The organism is Arthrobacter sp. zg-Y238, from assembly GCF_024385525.1.
GTDB lineage: Bacteria > Actinomycetota > Actinomycetes > Actinomycetales > Micrococcaceae > Arthrobacter_B > Arthrobacter_B jinronghuae.
Genome location: NZ_JANFLU010000001.1, coordinates 659331 through 684960, shown reverse-complemented (window position 1 = coordinate 684960; position 25630 = coordinate 659331). Strand labels below are relative to the sequence as shown.

The window sequence follows — 25630 nt, the reverse complement described above, 5'->3', positions numbered from 1 at the left end:
CCGCCCGCGGCCCCCCCCCGGGCCGCCCGCCGGGGGGCGGGCCCACCGCCCCGGCCCGCTCCCGGGTTTCCGGCCTGCGCCGGAACCAAGACAGGCGTCGAATTAGTCGACCTTGGCAACTGCTTCTTCAATCATCGGCTCGAACCGATCCAGGACCCACGGAACGCTCAGCGGCGTCAGGAAGCTGGAGGCCATGCCGACCTGGCGGTCCAGGCTGCGCACTACGGAGCCGCGTTCAACGGCGGGAATCTGCGCGAAAAGCCGCTGCTCTTCGGTGCGCTGCTGCTCGGCTTCGTCGTTGTACCAGGTGAACAGCACGTCGACGTCGTTGAGCTTGCCGGCGTTCTCCAGCCCCAGGTCCGAGGTGAAGCTTCCCTCGCTCGAGGGAATGTCCTGCACCTCGGGGGCCACGGTCATGCCCAGCGCGGTGAGGATATCCACGCGTGCATCCCCTTCGTTGTAAAGCACCAGCGAACCGGGGGCGCCGCCGCCCCAGACGTAGGCGAAGGTCTTGCCGGCGAACTCGGGATGCTCGGCCGCGCTGTCCGCCAGCGACTGCCCGATGCCGTCAACCGCGTCCTGCGCCGCTTCCGGTTCGCCCAGGGCCTTGCCGATGAGTGAAATCTGGTCATCCCAGCTGATGTTCCATGCCTGCTCCGGGTAGGCCACGGTGGGAGCGAGATCGTTGAGGATGTCGAAGTCCTCCTGGGTGATGCCGGAGTTCGGGGCCAGGATCAGGTCCGGCTCCAAGGCGACAATGGCGTCAATGTCAATGTCCTGTCCCCCGGTGAAGGTGGCGGGGAAATCGTCGCCGCGTTCCTCGATGGCTTCGCTGACCCACGGGTAGTTGCCGTGGTCGTCGTTGCCCCAGGTGACTTCTTCCACGCCCACCGGCGTGGTGCCCAGCGCGACGGCGGTGTCCGCGGAGCCCCAGCCGATGGTGACCACGCGTTCGGGCTTTTCCTCAATCACGGCCTGCCCCAGGGCGGAGTCGATGGTGACCGGAAAGTGCTCCGACCCTGCGGTGCTTGACCCGGCCTCCGGGCTGTCCCCCGCGTCTGCACCGCAGCCGCTCAGGGCCAGCAGGACCGCAGGGACCGCCAGCGCAGCGGCAATCGGAGTTCTTTTCATGGTTCTTCCTCTCAGGAGGACGGGCCCGCCGTGTGGCAGGCCCGTCAAACAAAAAATCGGGTGCGGGATTCGCTAGGAAAGCTCGGCGCGGCCCTTGCGCCAATAGCCCATAAAGGCCACCTGCTTACGGTCGATCCCGACGTCGCGCACCAGATAGCGGCGCAGGCCGCGCACCACGGCGGCCTCGCCGGCAATCCAGGCGTAGAAGGGAAGGGCGCCGGACGGGGCGTGCGGGTTCCGCGAGGCTTCCACCACCGCAGGATCGAGCCGCTGCGGGGTTTCCCACAGGATGGCCTCGTCCACGTTGACTTCCTCGGGTTCCCGCAAGGTGGGGCTGGGACGGAACGGTTCGCCGTCGGCGGTCTCCACCGAGGCCCAGCCGGGCAGCGCCACGACCTGCCGCACCGCGGCGTCGAGCAGTTCCCCGTGCGGCCGGGAGCCGCGGGCCAGCCAGATCATCTGCACGCCGGAGTTGGTGCTGATCTCCTGGCGGTCACCGCTGGAAGGAATTTCCATCAGGGCGTGGCCGGTGACGTCTTCGGGCAGCGACTCCAGGATCGCGGTGATGGCCGGTACGGCCGTTTCATCACCGGCGAGCAGCACGTGCCGGGCCATGCCGGGACGCCATTCGATGCCGCCGTAGGACTCGGCCGTGACGCACTGGGCGACGTTCGGCCCGATGATGCAGACCCGGTCCCCGGGTTCTGCGGAGGCCGCCCAGCTGGAGGCCGGCCCGCCCTTGCCGTCCTCGTCGAAGTGCATCACGAAGTCGACGTCGATCTCCGGTTCTGGTCCGGAGCAGCGGGCACCGCGGACGGTGTAGGTGCGCATGCAGCCGCGGGTGGCCGGATCCAGCTTCAGCCAGTCCTGGTACCAGCCGGCGTCCAGCGTGGAGAGGTCCGGCAGCGGCAGGGAGGTGCCGGCCGCGTCGACGCAGGGCACAATCACCTTGATCCGCAGGTCGTGGGTCAGTCCCTGCACGCCGAAGTCGGCGAGGCAGGCACCGGCGAAGGTGACGCGCTGGAAGTTGGCGCCCACCCGGACAATCCGTTTGACCTCAACGTCGAAGGACATCACGGCCCCGGCGCTGCGGGCCCGGCGGCCCGTGCGCGCGGGGACGGCGGGGTCCGCCGGGGCGGTTGCAGCGGACGCGGCAGTTGCCCCGTTGGCGGAGCGGACGTGCGTCATGATGCGGCCTCCATGGGCTCGTTGATGTCGGACCGGCGCTGGCCGTCCCCCGGGTTGGGCAGGTAGCCCTGTGGTTTTTCGGGTTCCGGTTCGGGTTCCGCCTCCGCTTCCGGAGCGGCGCTGTGGTGGCGTCCCAGCGGGACGACCATCGGCGTGCCGGACACCGGGTCCGGGATCACGCGCGAGGCAAGCCCGAAAACGCTGCCCACCAGCTCCTCGGTTACGACGTCGGCCGGGGCGCCTTCTGCGGCAATCTTCCCGTCCTTCATCGCCACCAGGTGGTCCGCGTAACGGGCTGCCAGGTTCAGGTCATGCAGCACGATGGCCACGGTGGTGCCGGCCCGCCGGTTGAGGTCGGTAATCAGGTCCAGGACCTCGATCTGGTGGGTGACATCCAGGAAGGTGGTGGGTTCGTCCAGCAGCAGGATGTCCGTTTCCTGTGCCAGGGCCATGGCAATCCAGACCCGCTGGCGCTGGCCGCCGGAGAGCTCGTCCACGCTGCGTCCGGCCAGGTCCACCGTGTCCGTGGCGGCAAGCGCCGCTGCCACCGCGTCATCGTCGGCGGCTGTCCACTGCCGGAACCAGCCCTGGTGGGGGTAGCGGCCGCGGCCCACCAGATCCGCCACCGTGATCCCCTCGGGGGCGGTGGGCGTCTGCGGAAGCAGTCCGAGCGTGCGCGCCACCTGCCGGCTGGGCACGGCGGAGATGTCCTTGCCGTTCAGGTAGACGGTGCCGGCGGTGGGCTTCAGCAGCCGGGCCAGTCCCCGCAGCAGCGTGGACTTCCCGCAGGCGTTGGCACCGACGATGATCGTGATTTTCCCGGCGGGGAGGGTGAGCGAAAGCGAGTCCACCACTTTGCGCTCGTCGTATCCGAGCTCCAGCTTTTCAGCGGAAAGCAGGTTCTCCATGTCAGCCTCCTTGGCCTACGCGGTTTGACGTGACCAGCAGCCACAGAAGAAAAGGTGCCCCGAGGGCGCCGGTCACCACACCCACGGGCAGGGTGACGCCGGGGATGAGGTTGGCGCCGACGAAGTCCGCGGCCAGGACAATGAAGGCACCGACCAGTCCGGCGGTGAGCAGCGTGCCTTCCCCGCCCATCAGCCGGCGGGCGATGGGGCCCGAGAGGAACGCGATGAAGGCCACCGGGCCCGCTGCCGCGGTGGCGACGGCGGCCAGGCCGACGCCGACGATGATCAGGGCCAGCCGCGCTGTTTCGACGCGGATGCCGAGGCCGGCAGCGGCGTCGTCACCGAGTTCCAGTCCGCGCAGGCTGCGGGCAAGCACGGCCGCGGCGGGAAGCAGCACCAGCAGGAAGGCGGCCAGCACCGCTGCACGGTCCCAGCTGCTGTTGTTCAGGGAACCGTTGAGCCACACGAGCGCTTCGGAGGCGGTGCGGATGTCCGTCCGGGTCAGCAGGAAACTCACCAGTGCCTGCATTACGGCGGCGAAGCCGATGCCCACCAGCACCAGCCGGTAACCGGCGGCACCGCCGCGGCGGGAAAGCAGGTAGATGGCCATGGCCACCACCAGCGCTCCTACCAGCGCGACGACGGACACCGTGGTCCCGGCGGCGCCGAACAGCACGATTGCACACACCGCGCTGGCACTGGCCCCGTAGCTGATGCCGATGATGTCCGGGCTGGCCAGGGGGTTGCGCAGCAGCGTCTGGAATACCGCCCCGGCGATCCCGAACCCCACGCCGATCAAGGTGCCGATGACGGCCCGGGGAAGCTTGCTCTCCATCAGGATGTAGCTTGCGCCGGGGATTTGCTCGCCGAACAGGATCCGGAAGAAATCCGGGATGGTGAAGGTATAGGTGCCCAGCAGGACGTAGACCGCGAACAGCACGAACACCGAGGCGGCCAGCAGCGACGGGACGAGGACCCGGCGTCGTCGTCCCTGCCGCCGGGCGGCCCGGACCGCTTCTGCCGCACCGGCGGGCGCGGCGCGGGGTCCGCGGGGAGTTTCCACGGCGGTGCTCACAGCTCGGCCAGCTTCCGCCGCCGCACGAGCCAGATGAAGACCGGCGCGCCGATCACGGCGGTAGTGACCCCCACGGGGATTTCCCCCGGGGGCAGCAGGACCCGGCCCACCACGTCGGCGGTGACCAGCAGTGCCGGGGCGAGAAGCATGGAGAAGGGCAGGATCCAGCGGTAATCCGGGCCGGTGAAACTACGCACCACGTGCGGGATGACCAGGCCGATGAACGCGATGGGTCCGGCCGCTGCGGTGGCCGCGCCGCACAGCAGCACTACGCCGAGGGCGGTGATCCCCCGCGTGAGTCCGACGCGCTGGCCGAGCCCGCGGGCAACGTCGTCGCCCAGGCTCAGGCCGTTCAGGGCCCGCCCGGCGAAGACGGAGATCAGGGCGCCGGCCGCCAGGAACGGCAGCACCGCGGCAATGGTGTCCCAGTCGCGGCCGGACACGCTGCCCACTTGCCAGAACCGGAAGGTGTCCAGGGTCTGCTGGCTGGAGACCAGCACGGCGCTGAGCAGGGACATCAGCCCGGCGCTGAGCGCGGCGCCGGCCAGGGCCAGCTTGACCGGCGTAGCGCCTTCCCGGCCGAGGCTCGCCACCAGATAAACGACGACGGCGGCTCCGGCAGCACCGGCCAAGGCAAACCAGATGTAACCGTTGAGGTTGGTGATGCCGAAGATGTAGATGCCCACCACCACCGCAAACGCAGCACCCGCGTTGACGCCCAGGATGCCGGGGTCTGCCAGCGGATTGCGGGCTACGCCCTGCATGGCCGCACCGGCCAGGCCGAGGGCGGCGCCGGTGACCAGGCCCAAAACCGTACGCGGGACGCGGGAGTGGACTACCGCGTGGTCTCCGTTGGCCGGATCGAAGGCAGTAAAGGCATCCCAGACAGTGCCGGGGGCAACCGGCCGGGCGCCGATGGCGACGGATGCGGCGCATGCCACGGCAAGGAACGCAAGAGTCAGGAGAAGCAGGCCGGCACGTCGTCCGGATCCGCGGTTTCCAGCGGTATCCGGGCCGGAAACGACAGGTTCAGTGCCGGGACCGGCAGTCTTGCCGGCGGAGGAATGCGCTTCGGTGAGGTGCACGCGGGAGCCGCGCTGGCGGGGAACGCCTGACGGGCGTGCGGCAACGCTCACGTAGGCACCTCCCTAGGGCAACGGGCAATTTCTTAAGTAAGGCTAGCCTATGGTTGCTGCCTTTAAGAAACGTTTATGTTGCGTATTAGGACGCCTGCCGCGGGTTACCTCTCGGCGCCGTGTCCCGGGGCAACCCGTTCCGATTCGCGCACCGGCCCAGGTGCGGTTCCGTCGCCGAAGGGCCGGCCTCCCAGCTCCTCGCGGCCGTGCTCCGAAAGCCAGTTGGACAGGTCCGGACCCTTGGGCACAATCCCGGTGGGATTGATGTCCTCGTGGACTATGTAGTAGTGCGCCTTGATCTGCTCGAAATCGACGGTGTCCCCGAAGCCGGGTGTTTGGAACAGATCCCGGGCGTACCCCCACAGGGCGGGCATCTCGGTCAGCTTGTTCCGGTTGCACTTGAAGTGCCCCTGATAGACGGGATCAAAGCGCACCAGGGTGGTGAACAGCCGGACGTCCGCCTCGGTGATGGTGTCCCCCACCAAGTAGCGCTGCCGAGAGAGCCGGTCCTCCAGCCAGTCCATCGCTGCCCACAGCCGGTCATAGGCCGCGTTGTAGGCTTCCTGCGAGCCGGCGAACCCGCACCGGTACACCCCGTTGTTCACCTCGGTGAAGATCCGTTTGTTGACCTGTTCCATTTCCTCCAGGTGCTCCGCGGGCAGCAGGTCCGGGGCGCCCTCGCGGTGGAACTCCTTCCACTCCGTGGAGAAGTCCAGGGTGATCTGCGGGAAGTTGTTGGTCACCACGGCACCGGTGGGAACGTCCACGATCGCCGGGACGGTAATCCCGCGCTGATAGCCGGGGACCCGCCGGAAGAAGGCTTCCTGCAGCCGTTCAATGCCCAGCACCGGGTCCCGGCCGTCCGGATCCAGGTCGAAGGTCCAGCTGCGCGCGTCATGGGTGGGCCCGGGCAGGCCCAGCGAGATGGCGCCCTCCAGGCCCAGCAGCCGCCGGACAATGATGGTCCGGTTGGCCCACGGACAGGCACGGGCTGCGACCAGCCGGTACCGTCCGGCCTCCACGGGATAGCCGTCCCGGCCGTCCCTGGTGATTCGGGTTTCGATGTAGTTCGTGTCCCGCGTGTATTCGGTGCCGCCGGTGACATAGGCGCCTTTGGTGCTGTGCGCGGAGCTGTCCGCCGGGGCTGATCCCTGAGTGGTCATGCCCTCCAGACTAACGCGTTCCGCCCTCCCGCAGGCGGTCTGCCGATGCGCCTGGGGGCTGCCGGAAAACGGGCGCGGCGGTAGAGTCGAGTCCAGTGCCGGCAGCAGTGCAACGGAAGGATCTGGACCATGCGAGTAGCGGTTATCGGAGCAACCGGAAACGTTGGAACGGCTATCCTGCGCCGGCTGGCCGAGGCCCGCAGCGAACGCGGTGACCTGGAGGTGGTGGGGATTGCCCGCCGGATTCCGGACACCTCGCTGCCTCCGTACATCAACGTCGAGTGGCACAGCATCGACGTCGGCGATGCCGCCAACGTGGACAAGTTGACCGAGGCGCTGCGCGGGTCCGATGCGGTCATCCATCTTGCCTGGCTGATCCAGCCCAACCGCGACGAAGCCGAACTGCACCGGGTCAACGTCAAGGGCACGGAGAATGCGCTGGCCGCGGCGGCCGCCGCGGGGGTCCGGCAGTTTGTCTGCGCCTCCTCGGTGGGTGCGTACAGCCCGGCTCCGAAAGACCGGCTGACGGATGAATCCTGGCCGGCGCGCGGCATCGCCAGCTCGCACTACAGCAGGCACAAGGGCGAGCAGGAAGCGCTCCTGGACCGGTTCGAACTGGAGTACCCGGAGATCGCCGTGGCCCGGCTGCGGCAGGGGCTGGTCTTCTCCTCCGACGCCGGAAGCGAGATCGGCGTCTACTTTGTGGGCCGGGTGATCCCCAAGTTCATCCTCAACAAGCTCCGCTTGCCGTTGATCCCGCTGCCCAGCGAGTTTGTTTTCCAGGCGGTCCACGCCGATGACATGGCCGACGCCTACTGGCGCGTGGTGGACCAGCGGGCGGAGGGTGCCTTCAACATTGCCGCCGATCCAGTCATCACGCCCGAGCTCCTGGCCGGGGTGCTGGGCGCCAAGCGGGTCCTGAACGTGCCCGTGAAAGTGGTGCGCGCCGTCGTCGGCCTGACCTGGGCGGCGCATCTGCAGGCCTCGGATCCGGGCTGGATCGACTTGGCCGCCGGTGTGCCGGTAATGGACACCACCCGGGCACGTGAAGAGCTGGGCTGGCAGCCGCGGAGAACCTCGCTGGAGTCCCTGAAGTTCGTGCTGGACGGGATGAGCACCGGCGACGGGGTGGCCGGCTCTCCGCTGCTGGCACCCCGCAGCCAGGTGCGCCCCTAGCCGGTATCTAGACCGCTGCGCGCAGGTCCGCTGCTTCGACCATGCCTGCTGCCGGGCGTGCGGCGGCGACCGCCAGTCCGAGATCCTCTTCGAGCAGCTTGGCGTTGACCACCACTGCCAGCCGGTACGCGTCTCCGGCGGCGGCGACCACCTGGGCGGAGGGATCGGTGGCATTGCCCACGGCCCAGATCCGTTCCTGGCTGGTCCGCCCCAGCTCGTTGGTGACAATGCAGCCGTCGTCGTCCACTTCCAGATGCTCGGTCAGCCCGGCGTCCATCTCGGCTGCGGGCTCCAGGAACAGCGCTTCGCAGGGAACTGTTTGGCCGTCGGCCAGCACCAGGGCCGCCAAGGCATCGTTCTCGACGCTCAGCTCCGCCACCGTGCCGTCCACCACCCGGACACCCATGGCAGCCAGGCCGGAGGCATCCTCTTCGCTGAGGGAAATGTCCCCGTGCAGCACCAGCACCACGTCCTCGGAGAAGCTGCGGACCAGCTGGGCCTGCTGGATGGAGGTTTCCCCGGTTCCCAGCACGGCCAGCTTTTTGTCCACCGTTTCGTAGCCGTGGCAGTAGGGGCACTGCAGCACGTCCCGGCCCCACCGGGAGCGCAGGCCTTCGATGTCCGGCAGGACGTCCCGCAGTCCGGTGGCCAGGATCAGCTGCCGGCCGCGGAACTCGCCGCCGTCGCCGGTCCTGACCGCACCGGAGGCGTCCACGGAGGCCACCGTGGCCTCCGCCAGTTCCACGCCGTAGCCGCGGACCTCGGCGCGGGCGAGCTCAAGCAGTTCGGCGGGCGGCATGCCGTCACGTGTGGGGAAACCATGAACATGGCCGGCAGGAGCGTTGCGCGGGGAGCCGGCGTCGAGCACCACCACCCGGCGGCGGGCCCGCCCCAGGACCAGCGCAGCGGTCAGTCCGGCTATGCCGCCGCCCACAATAACAACGTCGTACTCGGGAGCAGAAGGGGAAGATTCAGAACTGGTCATAGCTAATTTTTACAGGATGGCAGGGGAATCATCAGCATTCTTACTATCTTGCATAGACTTTCCCTATGGAAGAAACGACGCAGGAAAAGCCTGCCTCCAAACTCAAGCAGGGCATCACCGGCCCCATGCTGTATCTGTTCATCCTCGGCGACGTACTTGGTGCGGGTATCTATGCCCTGGTGGGCGAAGTTTCGGGTGAAGTAGGCGGTGCCATCTGGGTGCCGCTGCTGGTCGCCCTGGTCCTCGCACTGCTGACCGCCGCCTCCTATGCCGAACTCGTCACAAAGTACCCGAAGGCCGGCGGCGCAGCGGTGTTCGCCCAGCGCGCCTTCAAGGTTCCGGCCATTTCGTTCCTGGTCGGTTTCGCCATGCTCGCCGCCGGCGTGACCAGTGCCGCCGGACTGGCATTGGCATTCACCGGTGACTATCTGAGCCCGTTCCTCGACGTACCCTCCGTTCCCGCAGCCATCGTGTTCCTGCTGCTGGTGGCGCTGCTGAACGCCCGCGGCATTTCGGAATCGGTGCGCAGCAACGTGGTTATGACCGTTATCGAGCTCTCCGGGCTGGTCCTGGTGATTGTGCTGGTTGGCCTGATGCTGGGCCAGGGCGAGGGGTACCCCGAGCAGATCACCGAATTCCCGGTAGGCGTGAATCCCGGCACCGCCGTCCTTGGCGCGTCCGTCATTGCGTACTACTCCTTCGTGGGCTTCGAGGTTTCGGCCAACGTTGCCGAAGAGGTCCGCGACGTCCGCCGGGTGTACCCGAAGGCCATTTTCGGAGCCATGCTCACCGCCGGTCTCGTCTACGTCCTGATTGGCTTGGCTGCCTCGATTGCGTTGCCCACCGCGGACCTGACGGGATCCTCCGGCCCGCTGCTCGACGTCGTCAGCGCCACCGGATTCGGCGTACCGGACTGGCTCTTCAGCCTGGTGGCCCTGGTCGCCGTGGCCAACGGCGCCCTGCTGACCATGATCATGTCCTCGCGGCTGACCTTCGGCATGTCCGAGCAGGGGCTGCTTCCCGCCGTTTTCGGCCGGGTGCTGCCCAACCGGAGGACCCCGTGGGTGGCCATCATCGCCACCACCGCCGTCGCCATGATCCTGACCATGACCGGCGGGCTGGCGTCACTGGCCGAGACCGTGGTCCTGCTGCTGCTCTTCGTCTTCCTGAGCACCAACGTCGCAGTGATTGTGCTGCGCAAGGACAAGGTGGAGGAAAAGCATTTCAAGGCCCCGATTGTGGTGCCATACCTCGCCATTGCCTCCTGCCTGCTGCTGCTGACCCAGCAGGACGGCACCGTGTGGCTGCGGGCGGGTGCCCTGATGCTGATCGGGCTGCTGTTGTTCGGAGCCCGGTTCCTGGCCAAGGGCAAGAACCTCGGCGCCAAGGGCCGCCGCGGTGCGGGCAAGTCGATGGAAAGCCCGGTGGAATCGAAAGAGCAGTAGTTCCGGCACGCAAAAACCGCCCCGGACCAGCTGGTCCGGGGCGGTTTTTTGAGTTTGCGCGGCTTTACAGTGCGCTAAGGCTTACTCGTGCAGGTCGTCGTCGTAGTCCTTGCCGGCATGCTGCTGGCGCAGCTTCCGGCCCTCGGCGATGTCCTTCTCTTCCTGTTCCTGGCGCTTCTCCGTCTGACGGGTATCGCGCGGGGGAAGCTGCACGGATTCCTCGGCCTGGATGCCGGCCTGCAGTTCGCGGCCGCGTTCCACCTCGGCGTCGAACTCCGCGCCGAAGAGCAGGGACACATTGGCCAGCCAGATCCACAGCAGTAGGACGATGACGCCGCCGATGGCGCCGTAGGTGGCGTTGTAGTTGCCGAAGTTGGCGACGTAGAAGCTGAAGCCAAGGGTCACGATCGCCAGGATCACGAGCGCAATCAGCGAGCCCATGCTCATCCAGCGGAACTTGGGCTGCTTGACGTTCGGGGTGGCGTAGTAGAGGACTGCGATGATCAGCACCGCGAAGATCACCATGACCGGCCACTTGGCGATGTTCCAGACGGTTACCGCTTCGCTGCCCAGACCGATGACATTGCCGATCGCTTCGGCGATCGGGCCGGAAATCACCAGCATCAGCATCAGTGCGGCGGCCATCAGGACCAGGACCAGGGTCACAAGCAGCTGCGTGGGAAGCAGTTTCCAGGCGGGCCGGCCTTCCTCGACTTCGTAAATGCGGTTCAGGGAACGGCCAAACGCCTTCACGAAGCCGGAGGCGGACCAGAGGGCACCCAGGATACCGATAATGAGCGTGAGGCCGGCAGCGCTGGAAGAGGTCAGCTGGGCAATCGGCCCTTCCACTACGTTGACTGCTTCACCGGGAGCGAACTGCCGCACGAGGTCCAGCAGGGCCTCGGTGGTGCTTTCGGCCTGGCCCACCAGGCCGAGAATGGAGACCAGCGCCAGCAGGGCCGGGAAGATCGCCAGGACGGTGTAGTAGGTCAGTGCCGCTGCAAGGTCGGTGCACTGGTCCTTGGAAAACTCGCGGACTGTCTTCTTGAGGATGTACTTCCAACTGGGCTTGGAAACCTCGGTGGGTTTATCGGGCTTGCTGGCATCGTCCGGACTGGGTGCGGTCTCGGCTTTGCTGTTGGTGTCCTGTGCCACTGCGGCCTCCTGCTGGAATGGATGTTCTGACCCCCATCGTATTAGTAAGCGTTCTTACCAACAAAGGGATCCCGCGCCGCTCCCGGATCCCTTGGACGTCAGCGGAACCCGGCGGAGCTCAGCGGAGCCGGTAATAATCCATCAGGACGGACTCTTCTGCGGGGCTCAGCGGATTCTCCGGGTTCGCCCCGGGCGAGTGGGACACCTGCTCCCTGGAGTAGTTCACGAAAATGTCCTGCCCGTCGCGGCGGGCACCGGTGAGCGGAACGTAGTGTTCCTCGGTTTCGAACAGGCCCAGGTCAACCGTGATCCAGACAGGCTCGGCGGTGGCGCGGTCCAGATGCACTTCGCCCACCAGCCCCAGCCGCTCGCCGTCCTTGGCCCAGACGCTGGAGCCCTGGATTTCGTGGAGCGTAAATGCATCCGCCATTGTCTCGTCCCTTTCGCCGGCCCGGCCGAACTGCCGGGGTTCTTATTGCCGCCCGGCGCGCGGCCCGCTGTCAACACCTGCGGGCGTACCGCCCGGCGGGAGGCGGGGAAGTCAGCGCCGTTCGTCGTCGACGGCGTTTCCCTCCCGTTCGGCAAAGACCTCTTCACCGGGGCCGGAGAAGTTCACCCGGCGCTCCACGGCATCGATGCTTCCGGTGAAAAGCTGCGAGTCGCTGGTGTCCTCGTTGCGGGGAACCGACGCGGCGCGCGGGCCGCTGTGCACGGCGGCGCCGGCGGGACGGACTTCTTCCCACCGCTGGCGCGGCAGTGCCTCCGGATGCCATTCCTGCAGATAGGCGACCATGCTTTCGCGGATGAGGCAGCGCAGGTCGAACAGGGTTCCGCTGTCCGCTGCGCTGACCAGGATGCGGATCCGCACCATGCCCTTCACGGCGTCCGTCACCTGCAGCACGCTGGTGCGCTGGTCCCACAGGTCGGTGTCCGCGAGGATTTCCTTCAGCAGGATGCGCAGGTCCCCCACCGGTACGCGCCAGTCCAGGTCCAGTTCCACCGTGCCCAGGATGTCCGACTGGCGGCGGGTCCAGTTCTGGAACGGTGTGGTGGTGAAGTAGGTGGAGGGCAGGATCAGGCGCCGGTCGTCCCAGATGTGGAGCACCACGTAGGTCATGGTGATTTCCTCGATGGTGCCCCACTCGCCTTCCACCACGACGACGTCGTCCACCCGGATCGCGTCGGTGAAGGCCAGCTGCATCCCGGCGAAAACATTGGTCAGCGTCCCCTGCACGGCGAGGCCGGCCACAATGGAGAGTACGCCGGCGGAGGCGAGGATGCCGGCACCCAGTGCGCGCACTTCGGGAATGGTCAGCAGCACGCAGGCAACGGCCAGCATGATCAGCACTGCGATGCCCACGCGCCTGCCCAGGATCACCTGCGTCTTCAACCGCCGCAGCCTGCGGTTGTCCCGGGTGTCCGTGCTGTACTTCGTGAGGATCATGGCCTCGATCACCAGCAGCAGGACCACTGCCAGCCACGCCACGGCACCGATCAGTCCCAGCACCAGTACGTAGTCCACCGCCGGCAGCCACAAGGTGCCGGCTGCGGTGGCTCCGAGGGCAATCCGCGCGCCGATCAGCGAGAGCCCCAGCCGCAGCGGGTTGCGGGCCTTCACGGTGATTTCCCGGATGCCCGGCGTCTTCCGGAAGGCCCGATGGACCACCTCCCGCAGGATCCGGGCCAGGATCAGGGCGACACCCACTGCCACCAGCACGGCAAAGAGAGGTTTGAAGCTGACAGCAAGCGAGAGCAGGTCTTCCATGGAATCGATCATTGCAAACAGCCGTGGGTGGCTGTCCAATCAGGTCCCGCGGCGGGCCGGGCGGATTATGCCTGCCGGGCGGTTAAACAGCGGACACCCCGGAGGATTCCGGGGTGTCCGCCGTACCTTTTTGGAGAAGGGAGCTGTAACGGGTCCTACTTCGCTTCGTCGGCTGCCGTCGCGGCGTCGGCGATCATCGGCACCACGTTATCCAGGGCATAGGGGATGCTGAGCACGTTGATGGCCGAGGTGGAGAAGACGCGCGTCGGGTCGGCGTCGGCCACGAGGCCGCCGTTCTTGACCGCGGGGATCTGCCCCAGCAGCGGATCGGAGGCAATGCTGTCCGCAACCTCGTCGCTGGCCACCCAGCTGACAAAGATGTCGGAATCCAGCTGGTTGAGGTTTTCATCCGACCACGGGATGTAGAACTCGTCGCCCTTGGTGTTCTCCGCGACCACCGGCGCCATGGTGAGGCCCAGGGATTCCATGAACTTGGGCCGGTTGTCCAGGGCGGTGTAGACGGAATTCTCCGCGCCCGGGGCGAGGTTGCCGTAGATGAAGGACTTGCCCTCGAGCTGCGGGTATTCGTCCGCCTTGTCGGTGATGGCCTGCTCGGTGTCCGCCACGAGCTGCTCGGCTTCGTCGCTCTTGCCGAGGGCTTCGCCGATCATGGTGGCGGTGTCCTGCCAGGAGGTGCCCCACGCGGTTTCGGGGTAGGCGACCACGGGAGCGATCTTGCTCAGCTTGTCGTAGTCTTCCTGGGACAGGCCGGAGTACGCGGCGAGGATGACGTCGGGGTCGGTGGCGGCGACGTCGTCGAAGGCAATGCCGTCAGCCTCGGAGTACTGCACCGGAGCGTTTTCGGACCCGATGGGAGCATCCAGGTCTTCGAGTGCCTCGTCAATCCACGGGGTGGTGCCCTGGTCATTGCCGCCGAACTCGATCAGCGGCATCCCCACGGGAACCACGTCCAGTGCCAGTGCGGTTTCTGCGTTGGCCCAGGCCACCGCGGCTACCCGCTCGGGAACGCCTTCGATGGTGGTCTCACCGAAGGCATGCTTAATGGTTACGGGGAACTGGTCTTCCGCAGCCGCAGCGCTGCCGGAGGATTCATTTTCCCCCGCAGCACCGGTGGAGCAGGCGGAAAGGGACAGAACGGCGACGGCGGCCGCAGCGGCGACGCGGCGCATCCGGGTCAGGGCCATGTTGGGCTCCTTGGATCACTCAAACGGACGGAACGGACCCGGCGGTCGCGGATCCAAAAGTAAGGTTAGCCTAGGTTTTCCCCAATTACGCAACGCTAATCTTTCGTAATCCATCCGGCGCACTGTAATTGCCCCTCCGACCCCGTCTGCGCGCCTGTTTTACGGCTTCGCGCGGGCCAGCCGGCGCAGGTCGACGGCCGGATCCTGCAGCAGCACCGGGTCGAGGATGCGGCCGGATTCAATGAGCTTCCGGGCTGCCCGGACAGCGGTTCCGCCGTCGACGGCGGCCGCCCCCGCCAGCGACCCGTCCTGGTCCAGGCAGAACACCATAAAACCGGAACCGGGCTCGCCGCGGAGCACGGTCTGCCCGGGAACGGCCATGCTGCCGGCCACTTCCAGGTGTACGCCATAGCGGTCGGACCAGAACCAGTCCGCCGTGCCGGCGGGAGGTTCGGCGCCGAGCATCCCGGCGGCGGCCGCTTCACCGGTGCGGCGGGCTGCGTCCCAGTGTTCGAACCGTCGGCCGGGCGCACCGTCGGGGCCTAGTCGCCGGGAGGAATCACCGGCGGCGAAAATGCGCGGATGAGAGGTGCGGCCGGATGCATCCACCAGCAGGCCGGCGTCCACGGCGAGTCCTGCTGCTTCGGCGAGCGCCGTTTCGGGCTCGCTGCCCGCGGCCACCAGGACGGCGGTTCCGGAGAGCCTGCTGCCGTCCGCCAGTTCCACCCGCAGGACGTTCCCGTCCGGGGTGATCCCTGCCGCCGCACCCCGCACGTATTCGGTACCGTGCGCAGCGTGGAGGCCATGCAGATAGCCGGCCATTGCGGGGCCCACGGCCTGCGCGAACGGAAGCTCGGCGGGATCCACCAGAGTGACGCCGGCTCCCAGTCCGCGGGCAGTACCCGCCACCTCGGCGCCGACCAGTCCCGCGCCGAGGATCACCAGATGTGCGCCGGAAGCCAGGTGCCCCTGCAGGGCCAGGGCATCGTCGGCGCTGCGCAGGGTGAAGACTCCGGGCAGGTCCATGCCGGGCAGCGGCAGCCGGCGTGCGCGGGCACCGGTGGCGAGCAGGACGACGTCGGCGGCGAGGTCCCTGCCCGAGGCCAGGGCGAGGACGGGCGCCTCGGTGCCGTTGCCGGCGTCGAGCTTGTCCACGGCGTCGGCGAGCACCGTAATGCCGTTGTCTTCGTACCACTGTTCCGGGGCAAGCTGCAGGCGGAGCCGGTCCAGGCTCCCGGCGAGGAACGCCTTGCTCAGCGGCGGCCGATCGTAGGGCAGCCCCGCAGGGTCCACCAGGGTCAGGGCGCCGGCATAGCCGCGCCGGCGGAGCTCACGGACGGCACTGAAGCCGGCGACTCCGCCCCCCACCACAGCAATGGACGCGGGGGCTGCGAGGACCATCAAGCGCTGAGCGGGCTCTCGTTCGGGTATAGCCACACCGCACCGTCGCGCACGTCAACGCGGTGTGCCTTGGTGTTGATGAGGGCGGGCAGGCACAAAGCTTCCCCGGTGCGGAGGCAGAACCGCGCGGAGTGGATGGGGCATTCCACCTCGTCCCCTTCGATCCAGCCGTCGGCAAGGGAGGCATCCTCGTGCGTGCAGGTGTCATTCAGGGCATAGAAGTTTCCATTGTCGCTGTGGAATACAGCTATATCGTCCGAGGTGCCCGCCGTTTCGGCGTCCACCGTCAGGGCCTCGCCCTCGTCTATCTCGTCAACATCGGCAACGCGGATACCCTCGCTCATGCCTTCCTTCCCCGGCGCCCAGGCCAATAACGTGCTGCTCTTAGGTCAACACGTTACCCCGGCAGCGGGGGCTCGGAGGCCGCGCTCAACGGGGACCCGTCCTGCTGCGCAGCAGCCAGCGGCGTACCGGAGGGTCGCTGCTGCTTGCCGTGCTCCAGACCGCGGATGAGCGTGATCAACTCCGAGCGCAGCTCCGGGCCGATCCCGGCCGTGGAATTGTCCTGCTCCAGGTTTTCGGCGTCGGCCAGGAGCTTCTGCCCGCGCTCGGAGATGGCCATCCACCGTCCGGAGCGGCCTACGGTCTCGGCCGACACTTCTTCCACGAGACCCTGCGCCGCCATGCTCACCAACGCCGTACCCAGGGTCTGCGCGGTGACGCGCAGGCGCCTGGCCAGTTCCGCGCGCCGCATGGGCCCCTCGGCCAGGAGCACCCGCAGCACTGTCACGCGCTCCTGGGTGAGCCCCACGGCGCGGAGCTTGTTATCTACTTCTCGTCTTACCAGTCTTGCAGCCGTTGAGAGCAGCCGCACGGGTTCCCAGTCCCCCTCGTTCTGCATCTTCCTGCTTCCCTGATACGTCATTGGTAGGCGGTTCTGCTCCGCTGAAACAATCAGTGTGCTTACTATTTCAACGGCAAAGAGGGGGTACTTGTCAAGCCGGTGAAGTTAGCGGGCAGCCCACTCGCGGAACGCCCGGACGGTCTCACCCCCGCCTTCAATGCTCACATTGGCCGCCGCGCGCCTTCCCATGGCGTGCAGGGCGAGATCCACCACATCTCCGGAAATCAGCACGGACGGGGTGCCGCGCTTGACCCGGCGCCGGCCGGAACCGGGCGCCGCCAGTTCCACACCCACCGGGCTGCTGCGGTAGCCCAGCCGGGCCATGAGGCCCAACTGCTTCCACAGGGCCTGCTGCTGTCCTGCGGGAAGTTCCCGCGGCGCTGCCATTGATTCCCCGCGGCGGATGTCCTCATGGTGGATGACGTATTCCACCAGGTTCGCCGCATCCAGCCGGAATGGTGAAAAACGGGCCGGTCCGGCGGCGAACCGGTCCACCAATGAGGCATAGCCTTCGGGGGTTCCCGCGGCGGCAGCCCAGACGCCCAGCTGCTTTTCCTGGCCCGGCTTGGGCCGGCGCACCGCATCGGCGGCGATCTTCCAGGGCGCCTGCTCACGGAGCACCAGATGGGCCAGCAGCCGGCGCACATCCCACCCCTCGCACAACGTCGGCGCCAGCGGATCCGCCTCCCGCAGCGTCCGGACCAATTCCGCGCGTTCCGTTTCCACCCATGCCATGTCGATCTCCTTCATGTTGAACCCCGCCGGGTTTCTCCCTCATCCGGGAGCTTTCCTCCGACTTTGCGGCCTGCGGCCAACATTAGCCACCGCACGCCCTTTACCCCTACCTACTGACGCGTAGCATGGTCCCCACAGTGGGCTGCGAGGCCGGACACGGTGCCGGATCCACGGTGCAGCCATGACGGAGGAGAAATCCCATGAGCACCACTGACACTTCCCAAGATGCCAGCCGCAACCGAAGTGCCCGCAGAATCAAAGAGCGCGTGGTCACTGAACAAGACGCCCGCAACGCCACCGAAGCAGCACGCGACACCGGAGAATCCCGCCCGAGTTTCGCCAAGGGGATCTACCTCGGCAACTACAACCTGGATCTGGTCGGCTCCCTGCCGCCGGCGGACCTCGACGAAGAGGCCCGGGCCCAGCTGTTCCTGGAAGCCTTGACCGAGTACTGCCGGACCATGGACGGCCTGGCGATTGAACGCACCGGACTGATTCCGGACGAGAACCTGCGCGGACTCGCGGACCTGGGGGTGTTCGGCATCAAGATTCCGCGGCACTACGGCGGGCTCGGACTGTCCCTGCTGAACTACGGACGCGCCTTGATGGTCCTGGGCAGCGTGCACCCCAGCCTCGGGGCGCTGGTCTCGGCCCACCAGTCCATCGGCGTGCCGGAGCCGGTGAAGGTCTTCGGGACCGAGGAACAGAAGGAAGAGTACCTGCCGCGCTGCGCCGCCGGGGCGGTGACCGCCTTCCTGCTCACCGAGCCCGACGTCGGGTCCGACCCCGCGCGGCTGCGCACCACCGCCATCCCCTCCGAAGACGGAAGCGAATACGTGATCGACGGCGTCAAGCTGTGGACCACCAACGGCGTGATTGCCGAGCTGGTGGTAGTCATGGCCGCCGTTCCGCCGCACGGCAACTCAAAGGGCGGCATCAGCGCGTTCGTGGTGGAAATGTCCTCCCCCGGCATCACGGTGGAGAACCGCAACAACTTCATGGGCCTGCGCGGCATCGAAAACGGGGTCACCCGCTTCACCAATGTCCGCGTTCCGGCGGCCAACCGGCTGGGCCGCGAAGGCCAGGGCCTGAAGATTGCCCTGACCACGCTGAACACCGGCCGCCTCTCCATTCCGGCCATGTGCGCGGCCTCGGGGAAATGGTCGCTGAAGATTGCCCGCGGCTGGTCCGGCGCCCGGGAACAGTGGGGCCGGCCGATCGGCCGACACGAGGCTGTGGCCAAGAAGCTGGCCTACATTGCGGCCACCAGCTTCGCGCTGGAGGCGGTCTTCGAACTCTCCGCCCAACTGGCCGACGCCGGCACCAAGGACATCCGCATCGAGGCGGCGCTGGCGAAGCTTTGGGCCAGTGAAATGGCGTACAACGTGGCCGACGAGCTGGTGCAGGTGCGCGGCGGGCGCGGTTTCGAGACCGCTGATTCCCTCGCCGCCCGCGGCGAGCGCGCGGTCCCGGCCGAACAGCAGCTGCGGGACCTGCGCATCAACCGGGTGTTTGAGGGATCCACCGAGATCATGCACCTGTTCATTGCGCGGGAAGCCGTGGATGCGCACCTTTCCGCGGCCGGGGACCTGGCGGTGGCGGACGCCCCGGTGGGCGCCAAGGCACGGGCCGCGCTGAAGGCCAGCGGCTTTTACGGCAAGTGGCTGCCGACGCTCGCCACCGGCAAGGGCAACGTCCCCACGTCCTACAACGAGTTCGGCCTGCTGGCCCGGCACCTCCGCTACGCCGAGCGGGCCTCCCGCCGGCTGGCCCGTTCCACCTTCCTCGGCATGGCCCGCTGGCAGGCCGGACTGGAGCACCATCAGGTCTTCCTGGGGCGGATTGTGGACATCGGTGCGGAAATCTTCGCGATCTCGGCCTCGTGCGTCCGTGCCCTGAACATTCGGCGTGAGGATCCGGCGGAGGGCGCGGCCGCGTTCGAACTTGCGGACGCTTTCAGCCGGCAGTCCCGGGTGCGGATCGAGTCCCTGTTCGACGGCCTGTGGCACAACTCCGACGACGCCGACCGGCAGCTGTCCAAGGGCATTCTGGCCGGGCGGTACACCTGGCAGGAGAAAGGCGTGCTGGATGCGTCGGAGGGCACGGGCCCGTGGATTTCGGAGACGGCCCGCGGCGGCGAACCGAAGGAGAACCTGCACCGCCGGTACCGGTGAGCCCTAGGACGCTCCCACCGCGCCACGGCAGATCTGCACATAGCGCACCGCCAGTTCCTCCGGGCTGAGCGGACCTCCGGCGCGGTACCACTGGGACACTCCGGTGCACATGGTGGTGACCGCCCGGCTGGCGTCCTTCGGATACCCGGTGGCGAAGCGGCCGCTGCTGACCGCTGCCGACACCACGTCATCGAGGAGTTTCTGCTGCCGGTCCCGGGCCGCTATGTGCCCGTCGCGGGCCGGCCCCTCCAGGCTGCGGATCTCGCTGGCCGCGATGAATGCGTGTTCCCAGCGGTAGGCATGGACCAGGACAAGGCATTCGATCAGGAGGGCAAACCGGTCTTCGACGTCCTCGCCCGCCTCCGCGAGGGCGGCGGTGCTCCGTACGTAGAGATCCGCCATCGCGGATTCGGCTATTCCCACCAGCAGCGCCTGCTTGGACGGATAGTGGTGGTAGAGCCCCGGCACCGACAAGCCGGCCCGGGTGGCCACGGTGCGGATGCTGGTTCCGTGGTAGCCGTGCTCCACGAAGCAGTCCAGGGCATTACGCAGCAGCGGGGGCAGGGCGGGCACGGAAAAGTCCCGCCAGTCGGGCTGCGTACGGACTGCGGTCATGGCGTCCCCTCGATGGTCGAATACCCGGATGTGATCCTTGACACTTTCCGGGCCCTGCACCAGACTAACCATACCGAGCGGTCGCTCGGTAGTGGATGGAAACGGAAGTTGGCGGAGCACATGACCGAACCGGAGAAGTCTGCGGGCAGGCCCCGCCTCGAGGGCAGGACCGCCATTGTCACCGGGGCCAGCCGCGGCATCGGCCTGGCCATTGCCCGCCGCCTGGTGGCCGAGGGCGCGAAGGTCTGCATCACTGCCCGCAACATCGGTCCGTTGAAGGAAGCCGCTGCAGAGTTCCCCGAAGGCAGCGTCCTGGCGATAGCCGGCAAGTCCGATGACCCGGACCACCGCACGGAGGTGCTGGACACCGTTGCCCAGACCTGGGGCCGGCTGGACATCCTCGTCAACAACGCCGGCGTGAACCCGGTGTACGGTCCGCTGAGCAAGCTGGACCCGGAGGCCGCCCGCCGGATCCTGGACGTCAATGTGCTGGGCACCCTCGCCTGGGTTTCCGCCGTTTGTGCGCATGAGGCACTGGATTTCCTGGGCCGCGGCGGATCGGTGCTGAATCTTTCCTCGGTCTCGGCGCAGACCCCGGCCGCCGGCATCGGCTTCTACGGCATCAGCAAGGCCGCCGTGGAACAGCTCACCCGTACCCTCGCCGTCGAGCTGGCCCCCACCGTGCGCGTGAACGCACTGGCACCCGCCGTCGTCAAGACGCAGTTTGCACGCGCCCTGTATGAGGGCCGCGAAGAAAAAGTCAGCTCCACCTACCCGCTGAAGCGGCTCGGCACCCCGGAGGACGTGGCCGGTGCGGCCGCCTTCCTGGCTTCCGACGACGCCGCCTGGGTCACCGGGCAGATCATCAACCTCGACGGCGGCCTGCTCGTGGCCGGCGGCGCGGCCTGACCGCTCCCACCGCATCCCCTAAGGACCCCTCATGAGCACTGTTTCCCTGCCTCCGGAAATCGAAGACCTCCGCCTGCGCACCCGCGAGTTCATCCGTGGCACCGTGATGCCCGCAGAACCGCGGCCGGGCGCCGTCGTTCCGGAGGCACTGCTGGAGGAACTGCGCGCCGCCGCCAAGGCCGCCGGGGTCTTCGCCCCGCACGCACCGCGCGAGTACGGCGGACAGGGGGTGCCGCTGGCGTACTGGTCCCCCATCTTCCAGGAGGCCGGCTATTCGCTGATCGGCCCCTCGGCACTGAACTGCATGGCCCCGGATGAAGGAAACATGCACATGCTGAACCTGATCGGCAGCGAGGAGCAGAAGCGCCGCTACCTCGCCCCGCTGGTCTCCGGCGAGGCCCGCTCCTGCTTCGGCATGACCGAGCCGCACCCGGGTGCCGGATCGGATCCCGCCGCCCTGCGCAGCAGCGCCGCGAAGGTGGACGGGGGCTGGCTGATCAACGGGGAAAAGCGCTTCACCAGCGGCGCCAACAACGCCACGTTCTGCATCGCCATGGTGCGCACCGACGCGGTGGACGGTGCGCCCGCCGGGGCCACCATGCTCCTGGTCGACATGGACGCCCCCGGCGTGCGGATCGGCGAGCAGCTGCACACCATGGACCGGGCGATCGGCGGCGGGCATCCGCACGTGCACTTTGAGGACGTGTTTGTGCCGGACGCCGCCGTGCTCGGCGCACCCGGCGAGGGCTTCCGCTACGCGCAGGTCCGGCTTGGTCCGGCCCGGCTGACCCACTGCATGCGCTGGCTCGGCCTGGCCCGGCGCTCCCTGGACATCGCGCTGGACCGCACCAACCGGCGCGAGATCTTCGGCTCGGTGATGAACGAACTCGGCCTGGCCCAGGAAATGATCGCGCAGTCGGTCATCGATATTGAGACTTCCGACGCCATCATCACGAAGACCGCCGCCCTGCTGGAAACCGATGCCAAGGCCGGCTCGGCGCTGTCCTCGGTGGCCAAGGCCCACACCTCGGAGGCGGTGTACCGGGTGATCGACCGGAGCCTGCAGCTGTGCGGCGGCGACGGCGTCACCGACCGGCTGCCGCTGGCCTCCTACCTCAACGAGGTCCGCGCCTTCCGCATCTATGACGGCTCCAACGAAACGCATAAGTGGGCCATAGCCCGCCGCGCTTCCGCCGGCCGCCGCCGGGAAGCGGAGCGCGGCGCTCCGGATCTTGCCGATGTGTCCCGCCCGGCGTCCGACGCCGGAACCCCCGCCGAAGCGAAAGCCTGAACCCCATGCACACTACTGCCGACGGCACCGAAGTTGTAGCCACCCGTTCCGAGGCTGAGGCATTGGCCTCCCCTCCGCTGCTGATCCTGGATGAGGTCACCGCGTTCTTCGACGCGCACGGGCTGGGTTCGGGGCCACTGTCCTGGGCGCAGATCGGGGACGGGCAGTCCAACATCACCTACCGGATCCGGCGCGGGAACGACGACTTTGTGCTGCGCCGCGGCCCGCGCCCGCCGCTGCCCCGCTCCACCCATGACATGGTCCGCGAAGCCCGGATCCAGCAGCTGCTGCGCGTGCAGGGTGTGCCGGTGCCGGAAATCCTGGCGGTGTGCGAAGACGAGTCGGTGCTCGGGGTGCCGTTCTACGTGATGGGTTTCCTTGACGGGCTGGTCATCACCAACACCATCCCGCCCGTGCTGTCCTCAATGGAGGAACGCCGGGCCACCAGCGCCGCCGTCGTCGACGCCCTGGTCCGCATCCACTCCGTGGATGTCAGCAGCGGGGACCTGGCCACGTTCGGCAAGCCGGAGGGGTACCTGCAGCGCCAGGTGGCCAGGTTCTCCGGGCTGTGGGAGGTCAACACCATGCGCAACCTTCCCGAGGTGGCCCGGATCGGCAGCTGGCTGGCGGACAACGTGCCGGACAGCCAGGCCGCCTCGGTGCTGCACGGGGATTACCGGCCCGGGAACCTGATGTTCGCCCCGCAGTCCCCCGCCCGGGTGATTGCCGTCCTGGACTGGGAAATGTCCGCCATCGGCGACCCGCTGGCGGATCTGGGCTACCTCACCGCCACCTACTCCGAACCCGGCAGCGTCGCTACGCCGCTGGAGCTGACCGGGGTTACCCGCAACCCGGGCTATTACTCCCGGGAGGAAGTCATTGAGGCGTACCGGCAGCGGATGGACCTGGATCTGGAAGCGCTGCCCTGGTACCAGGCCCTGGCCCTGTGGAAGGCATCGATTTTCTGCGAGGCCATCTACACCCGCTGGCTCAAGGGCGAGCGCCCCAATGACCGGGTGTTCGCCCCGTCGCTGGAGGCCGGCGTGCCGCAGCTGCTGCGGGCCGCCGCCGGGTTCGCCGGACTGGCAGCGGCACCGCTGTAGCTTCCGGCGTTACGGCACGACGACGGCGCGGCCGAGGAGCTGGTTGTTCTTCAGCTTTTCGTAGGCCGCCGGCGCTTCGTCCAGGCTGAACACCTCGGTGTGCACGTTGATGCCTTCGCCCCGCGCGAGGTCCAGCACCTCGAACAGCTCCGACCGGGAGCCCCAGTACGGGGCACGGATGGAGGTTTCCCACGCCGCGGTGGCGCCCAGCCCCACCGGCAGGGTGCCGGCGCCTACGCCCACCAGCACCTGGTCGCCCTGTGATCCCACCATCGCCTGGCCCAGGTCCAGCGTGGCCTGGTTGGTCACGAAGTCGAAGACGGCGTCCACGCCCCGCCCGCCGGTCAGGTCCCGGACCATGTCCACCGCGCCGGGCTCGGACGGGAAGGTGTAGTGCGCGCCGACGTCGGTGGCCAGGTTCAGTTTCGCCTCGTCAATGTCCAGCGCCACCACGGTGGCTGCGGTCATGGCCCGCAGGATCTGCACGGCCACGTGCCCCAGCCCGCCCACGCCGATGACGACGGCGGTCGCACCGGAGGGCAGCTTCTCCAGCGAGCCTTTGATCGCGTGGTACGGGGTGAGCCCGGCATCGGTCAGGGACACGTTCTGCACCGGATCCAGGTCCCCGAGCGGGAGCAGATGCCGGGGGCTGTCCACAATCAGGTATTCGGCCATGGCCCCGGGTGCGCCGAGCCCGGGCGGGACAATGCCGAACTTCGCGGCGTTCCGGCAGTAGTTCTCCCGGCCGCTGGAGCACTCGTAGCAAATCCCGCAGCCCCACGGCCCGTAGACGGCCATGGACGCGCCCTCCTCGATGTACTGCACGCCGTCGCCCACCCGGTCCACCACGCCGGCACCCTCGTGCCCCAAGGTCAGGGGCAGACCGTAGATGTACTCCTCCTCGGGGAGGCTCATGATGAATTCGTCGGAGTGGCAGACCCCGGCGGCGGTCACCTTCAGCCGGACCTGCCCGGGGCCGGGCTCGGGGGTATCGATCTCCACCACTTCGGGCGGCTGGCCGATGGCACGGTATTGAAGGGCCTTCATGGCATACTCCTGCTCTCCGCACCGTTCCGCGACGGCACGATGGTTGGATTTGCACGTTAATCGTTGCACCCGCGTCCCCGGTTCCACAGCCCTTCCGGCAGCAGGTAGCGTGTGGGCCATGAAGAATCTTCCTCTGTCCCTCGCGCTCGCCGCTTCCGTGGGGGCGTTCACCCTGTCTCGGCCGGCGGACTGGTCCCCGGGCCTGCGCCGCGCCTACGTTCTTGGTTCCGGCGCAGCCGCGGGTGCCGTCGTCGTTCTGGCACTCCGAAAAGGCCGCCGGAAAGGGAGGGAACTGGCTGCCGCTGGGACCGTTGACCTCGTCACCCCGTTCACGGCAGGGGCCGGGGGCGATTCCGCAACCGTGCCTTCCTACGTTGCCGCGCCCACGGCCGGGTCCCAGACGCGGATGCCGGAAATTGCGCTGACGGGTATGGCTGCACTGATGGGGGCAACCGTCAGCGGGATCACGGCACTGACCCTGGTGCTGGATGAGGCTGTCGAAACGTGGCTGGTTCGGCGCGGGGTGGCCCGTCCCCGTCGCGTTATGGCAATGGCAGCGGCGCTCTATTCCCTGGTCATTGACTGGGTGATGGATTCAAAGGACGCCAAGGATTCGAAGCCCAGTCAGTAGAGCCGGCGTACCGCTTCCGCGATGACCGGATAGGCCCCCGTCACGTAGGCGGGGCCGTCGAAGTGGGGTATGCCTCCCACCTCATCGATCATTTCGTTCAGCCGCCGCCACAGGGCTTCATCGGAAGCGATCCCTGCGGGCCGGGCCAGGAACCAGGCGTATCCCCGCGGCACGGGCGGAATGCCGACCAGCTGCAGATAGTCATTGGTCATTTGGTAAACCCGTTCCTCGTCCTCGGGGGCGAACAGCTCCTGGGTCGGCAGGGTTTCATACAGCGTGCCAGGCCGGCGGTAGGTGTATTGCGCCCGCGCCGCCCATCCCATCATGAGGAACCAGCCCGTCAACGGCAGCTGGGTATACGCGTCCGGCTCTGCTTCCGGCGGCAGGATCCGAACTTCATTCCAGCTGCCGGGCATGTCCTCTCCTTTACCCTGGTCGCGGGCGATGCTCAGCCGAAAAGCGCCGCGGCCCGGGTCAGGGTCTGGAAT

The 25630-nt window shown here is 67.7% G+C and carries 25 protein-coding genes; 7 read left to right on the top strand and 18 right to left on the bottom strand.

All coding sequences use genetic code 11. The features are described from left to right. Positions 1-102: 102 nt before the first annotated feature. The 6 genes from NNX38_RS03415 to NNX38_RS03390 all read right to left on the bottom strand — a co-directional run bounded on the left by NNX38_RS03415 (position 103) and on the right by NNX38_RS03390 (position 6601). Entirely contained in the window at positions 103-1131 is a 1029-nt protein-coding gene (locus NNX38_RS03415) for an iron-siderophore ABC transporter substrate-binding protein (RefSeq protein ID WP_255796731.1), read from the bottom strand. A 72-nt stretch (positions 1132-1203) separates the two neighbouring features. Continuing rightward, positions 1204-2205 (bottom strand): siderophore-interacting protein, encoded by a 1002-nt coding sequence (locus tag NNX38_RS03410; RefSeq protein WP_255796763.1) that lies wholly within the window; start codon positions 2203-2205, stop codon positions 1204-1206. Between the two features lie 110 nt (positions 2206-2315). After that, positions 2316-3227, bottom strand: coding sequence for an ABC transporter ATP-binding protein (locus tag NNX38_RS03405; protein ID WP_255796730.1), 912 nt, complete (start codon positions 3225-3227; stop codon positions 2316-2318). A gap of 1 nt (position 3228) precedes the next feature. Further along, complete coding sequence (locus tag NNX38_RS03400) at positions 3229-4302, bottom strand: FecCD family ABC transporter permease (protein ID WP_370646354.1); 1074 nt, start codon at positions 4300-4302, stop codon at positions 3229-3231. After that, positions 4299-5387, bottom strand: a complete 1089-nt coding sequence (locus tag NNX38_RS03395) for a FecCD family ABC transporter permease (RefSeq protein WP_370646357.1) — start codon at positions 5385-5387, stop codon at positions 4299-4301. The genes NNX38_RS03400 and NNX38_RS03395 overlap by 4 nt, the downstream gene beginning before the upstream one ends. 155 nt (positions 5388-5542) lie before the next feature. Further along, the gene (locus NNX38_RS03390) at positions 5543-6601 is read right to left on the bottom strand and encodes a glutathione S-transferase family protein (protein ID WP_255796728.1); all 1059 of its coding nucleotides are present in this window, start codon (positions 6599-6601) and stop codon (positions 5543-5545) included. Between the two features lie 129 nt (positions 6602-6730). Here NNX38_RS03390 and NNX38_RS03385 point away from each other — a divergent pair, with 129 nt between their 5' ends. Then, positions 6731-7777, top strand: a complete 1047-nt coding sequence (locus NNX38_RS03385) for an NAD-dependent epimerase/dehydratase family protein (protein ID WP_255796727.1) — start codon at positions 6731-6733, stop codon at positions 7775-7777. Between the two features lie 7 nt (positions 7778-7784). On the opposite strand, the gene NNX38_RS03380 is transcribed toward NNX38_RS03385, so the two are convergent. After that, on the bottom strand, positions 7785-8762 hold the full coding sequence (locus NNX38_RS03380) for an NAD(P)/FAD-dependent oxidoreductase (RefSeq protein WP_255796726.1): 978 nt from the start codon (positions 8760-8762) through the stop codon (positions 7785-7787). A gap of 65 nt (positions 8763-8827) precedes the next feature. On the opposite strand from NNX38_RS03380, the gene NNX38_RS03375 reads away from it, so the two are divergent. Beyond that, positions 8828-10207 carry an APC family permease gene (locus NNX38_RS03375; protein ID WP_255796725.1) on the top strand — a complete coding sequence of 460 codons (1380 nt, stop codon included), beginning with the start codon at positions 8828-8830 and terminating at the stop codon, positions 10205-10207. 81 nt (positions 10208-10288) lie between these two features. Here the strand turns inward: NNX38_RS03375 and NNX38_RS03370 are convergent, their stop codons facing one another. The 8 genes from NNX38_RS03370 to NNX38_RS03335 form a co-directional block, all read right to left on the bottom strand. Continuing rightward, the gene (locus tag NNX38_RS03370) at positions 10289-11362 is read right to left on the bottom strand and encodes a YihY/virulence factor BrkB family protein (protein WP_255796724.1); all 1074 of its coding nucleotides are present in this window, start codon (positions 11360-11362) and stop codon (positions 10289-10291) included. Between the two features lie 118 nt (positions 11363-11480). Continuing rightward, positions 11481-11792 (bottom strand): PRC-barrel domain-containing protein, encoded by a 312-nt coding sequence (locus tag NNX38_RS03365; protein WP_255796723.1) that lies wholly within the window; start codon positions 11790-11792, stop codon positions 11481-11483. A 111-nt stretch (positions 11793-11903) separates the two neighbouring features. Further along, positions 11904-13139: a mechanosensitive ion channel family protein gene (locus NNX38_RS03360; RefSeq protein ID WP_255796722.1), complete on the bottom strand. Its 1236-nt coding sequence runs from the start codon at positions 13137-13139 to the stop codon at positions 11904-11906. A 143-nt stretch (positions 13140-13282) separates the two neighbouring features. Beyond that, entirely contained in the window at positions 13283-14332 is a 1050-nt protein-coding gene (locus tag NNX38_RS03355; RefSeq protein WP_255796721.1) for an iron-siderophore ABC transporter substrate-binding protein, read from the bottom strand. 159 nt (positions 14333-14491) lie between these two features. Next, positions 14492-15769 carry an FAD-dependent oxidoreductase gene (locus tag NNX38_RS03350; protein ID WP_255796720.1) on the bottom strand — a complete coding sequence of 426 codons (1278 nt, stop codon included), beginning with the start codon at positions 15767-15769 and terminating at the stop codon, positions 14492-14494. Then, positions 15733-16077, bottom strand: coding sequence for a bifunctional 3-phenylpropionate/cinnamic acid dioxygenase ferredoxin subunit (locus tag NNX38_RS03345; RefSeq protein WP_255796719.1), 345 nt, complete (start codon positions 16075-16077; stop codon positions 15733-15735). Before NNX38_RS03345 ends, NNX38_RS03350 begins: the two co-directional genes overlap by 37 nt. A 53-nt stretch (positions 16078-16130) precedes the next feature. Beyond that, complete coding sequence (locus NNX38_RS03340; RefSeq protein WP_255796718.1) at positions 16131-16634, bottom strand: MarR family winged helix-turn-helix transcriptional regulator; 504 nt, start codon at positions 16632-16634, stop codon at positions 16131-16133. Positions 16635-16742: 108 nt separating this feature from the next. After that, positions 16743-17372, bottom strand: a complete 630-nt coding sequence (locus tag NNX38_RS03335; RefSeq protein ID WP_255796717.1) for a TIGR03085 family metal-binding protein — start codon at positions 17370-17372, stop codon at positions 16743-16745. A 200-nt stretch (positions 17373-17572) separates the two neighbouring features. On the opposite strand from NNX38_RS03335, the gene NNX38_RS03330 reads away from it, so the two are divergent. Beyond that, positions 17573-19546, top strand: coding sequence for an acyl-CoA dehydrogenase family protein (locus NNX38_RS03330; RefSeq protein ID WP_255796716.1), 1974 nt, complete (start codon positions 17573-17575; stop codon positions 19544-19546). A 3-nt stretch (positions 19547-19549) separates the two neighbouring features. Here the strand turns inward: NNX38_RS03330 and NNX38_RS03325 are convergent, their stop codons facing one another. After that, on the bottom strand, positions 19550-20161 hold the full coding sequence (locus tag NNX38_RS03325; RefSeq protein ID WP_255796715.1) for a TetR/AcrR family transcriptional regulator: 612 nt from the start codon (positions 20159-20161) through the stop codon (positions 19550-19552). Between the two features lie 120 nt (positions 20162-20281). Between NNX38_RS03325 and NNX38_RS03320 the strand changes: the two genes are divergently transcribed. Genes NNX38_RS03320 through NNX38_RS03310 form a run of 3 tightly spaced genes read left to right on the top strand, consistent with a single transcriptional unit; the run spans position 20282 to position 23464 of the window. Then, complete coding sequence (locus NNX38_RS03320) at positions 20282-21070, top strand: SDR family oxidoreductase (RefSeq protein WP_255796714.1); 789 nt, start codon at positions 20282-20284, stop codon at positions 21068-21070. Positions 21071-21101: 31 nt separating this feature from the next. Then, positions 21102-22361, top strand: a complete 1260-nt coding sequence (locus NNX38_RS03315) for an acyl-CoA dehydrogenase family protein (protein ID WP_255796713.1) — start codon at positions 21102-21104, stop codon at positions 22359-22361. A gap of 5 nt (positions 22362-22366) precedes the next feature. Beyond that, positions 22367-23464: a phosphotransferase family protein gene (locus NNX38_RS03310; protein ID WP_255796712.1), complete on the top strand. Its 1098-nt coding sequence runs from the start codon at positions 22367-22369 to the stop codon at positions 23462-23464. Between the two features lie 9 nt (positions 23465-23473). Here the strand turns inward: NNX38_RS03310 and NNX38_RS03305 are convergent, their stop codons facing one another. Beyond that, positions 23474-24511: an NAD(P)-dependent alcohol dehydrogenase gene (locus NNX38_RS03305; RefSeq protein ID WP_255796711.1), complete on the bottom strand. Its 1038-nt coding sequence runs from the start codon at positions 24509-24511 to the stop codon at positions 23474-23476. Positions 24512-24629: 118 nt separating this feature from the next. Here NNX38_RS03305 and NNX38_RS03300 point away from each other — a divergent pair, with 118 nt between their 5' ends. Then, positions 24630-25142 carry a hypothetical protein gene (locus NNX38_RS03300; RefSeq protein ID WP_255796710.1) on the top strand — a complete coding sequence of 171 codons (513 nt, stop codon included), beginning with the start codon at positions 24630-24632 and terminating at the stop codon, positions 25140-25142. Here the strand turns inward: NNX38_RS03300 and NNX38_RS03295 are convergent. Next, positions 25136-25558: a DUF5956 family protein gene (locus tag NNX38_RS03295; protein ID WP_255796709.1), complete on the bottom strand. Its 423-nt coding sequence runs from the start codon at positions 25556-25558 to the stop codon at positions 25136-25138. The genes NNX38_RS03300 and NNX38_RS03295 overlap by 7 nt on opposite strands. Positions 25559-25630 lie beyond the last annotated feature (72 nt).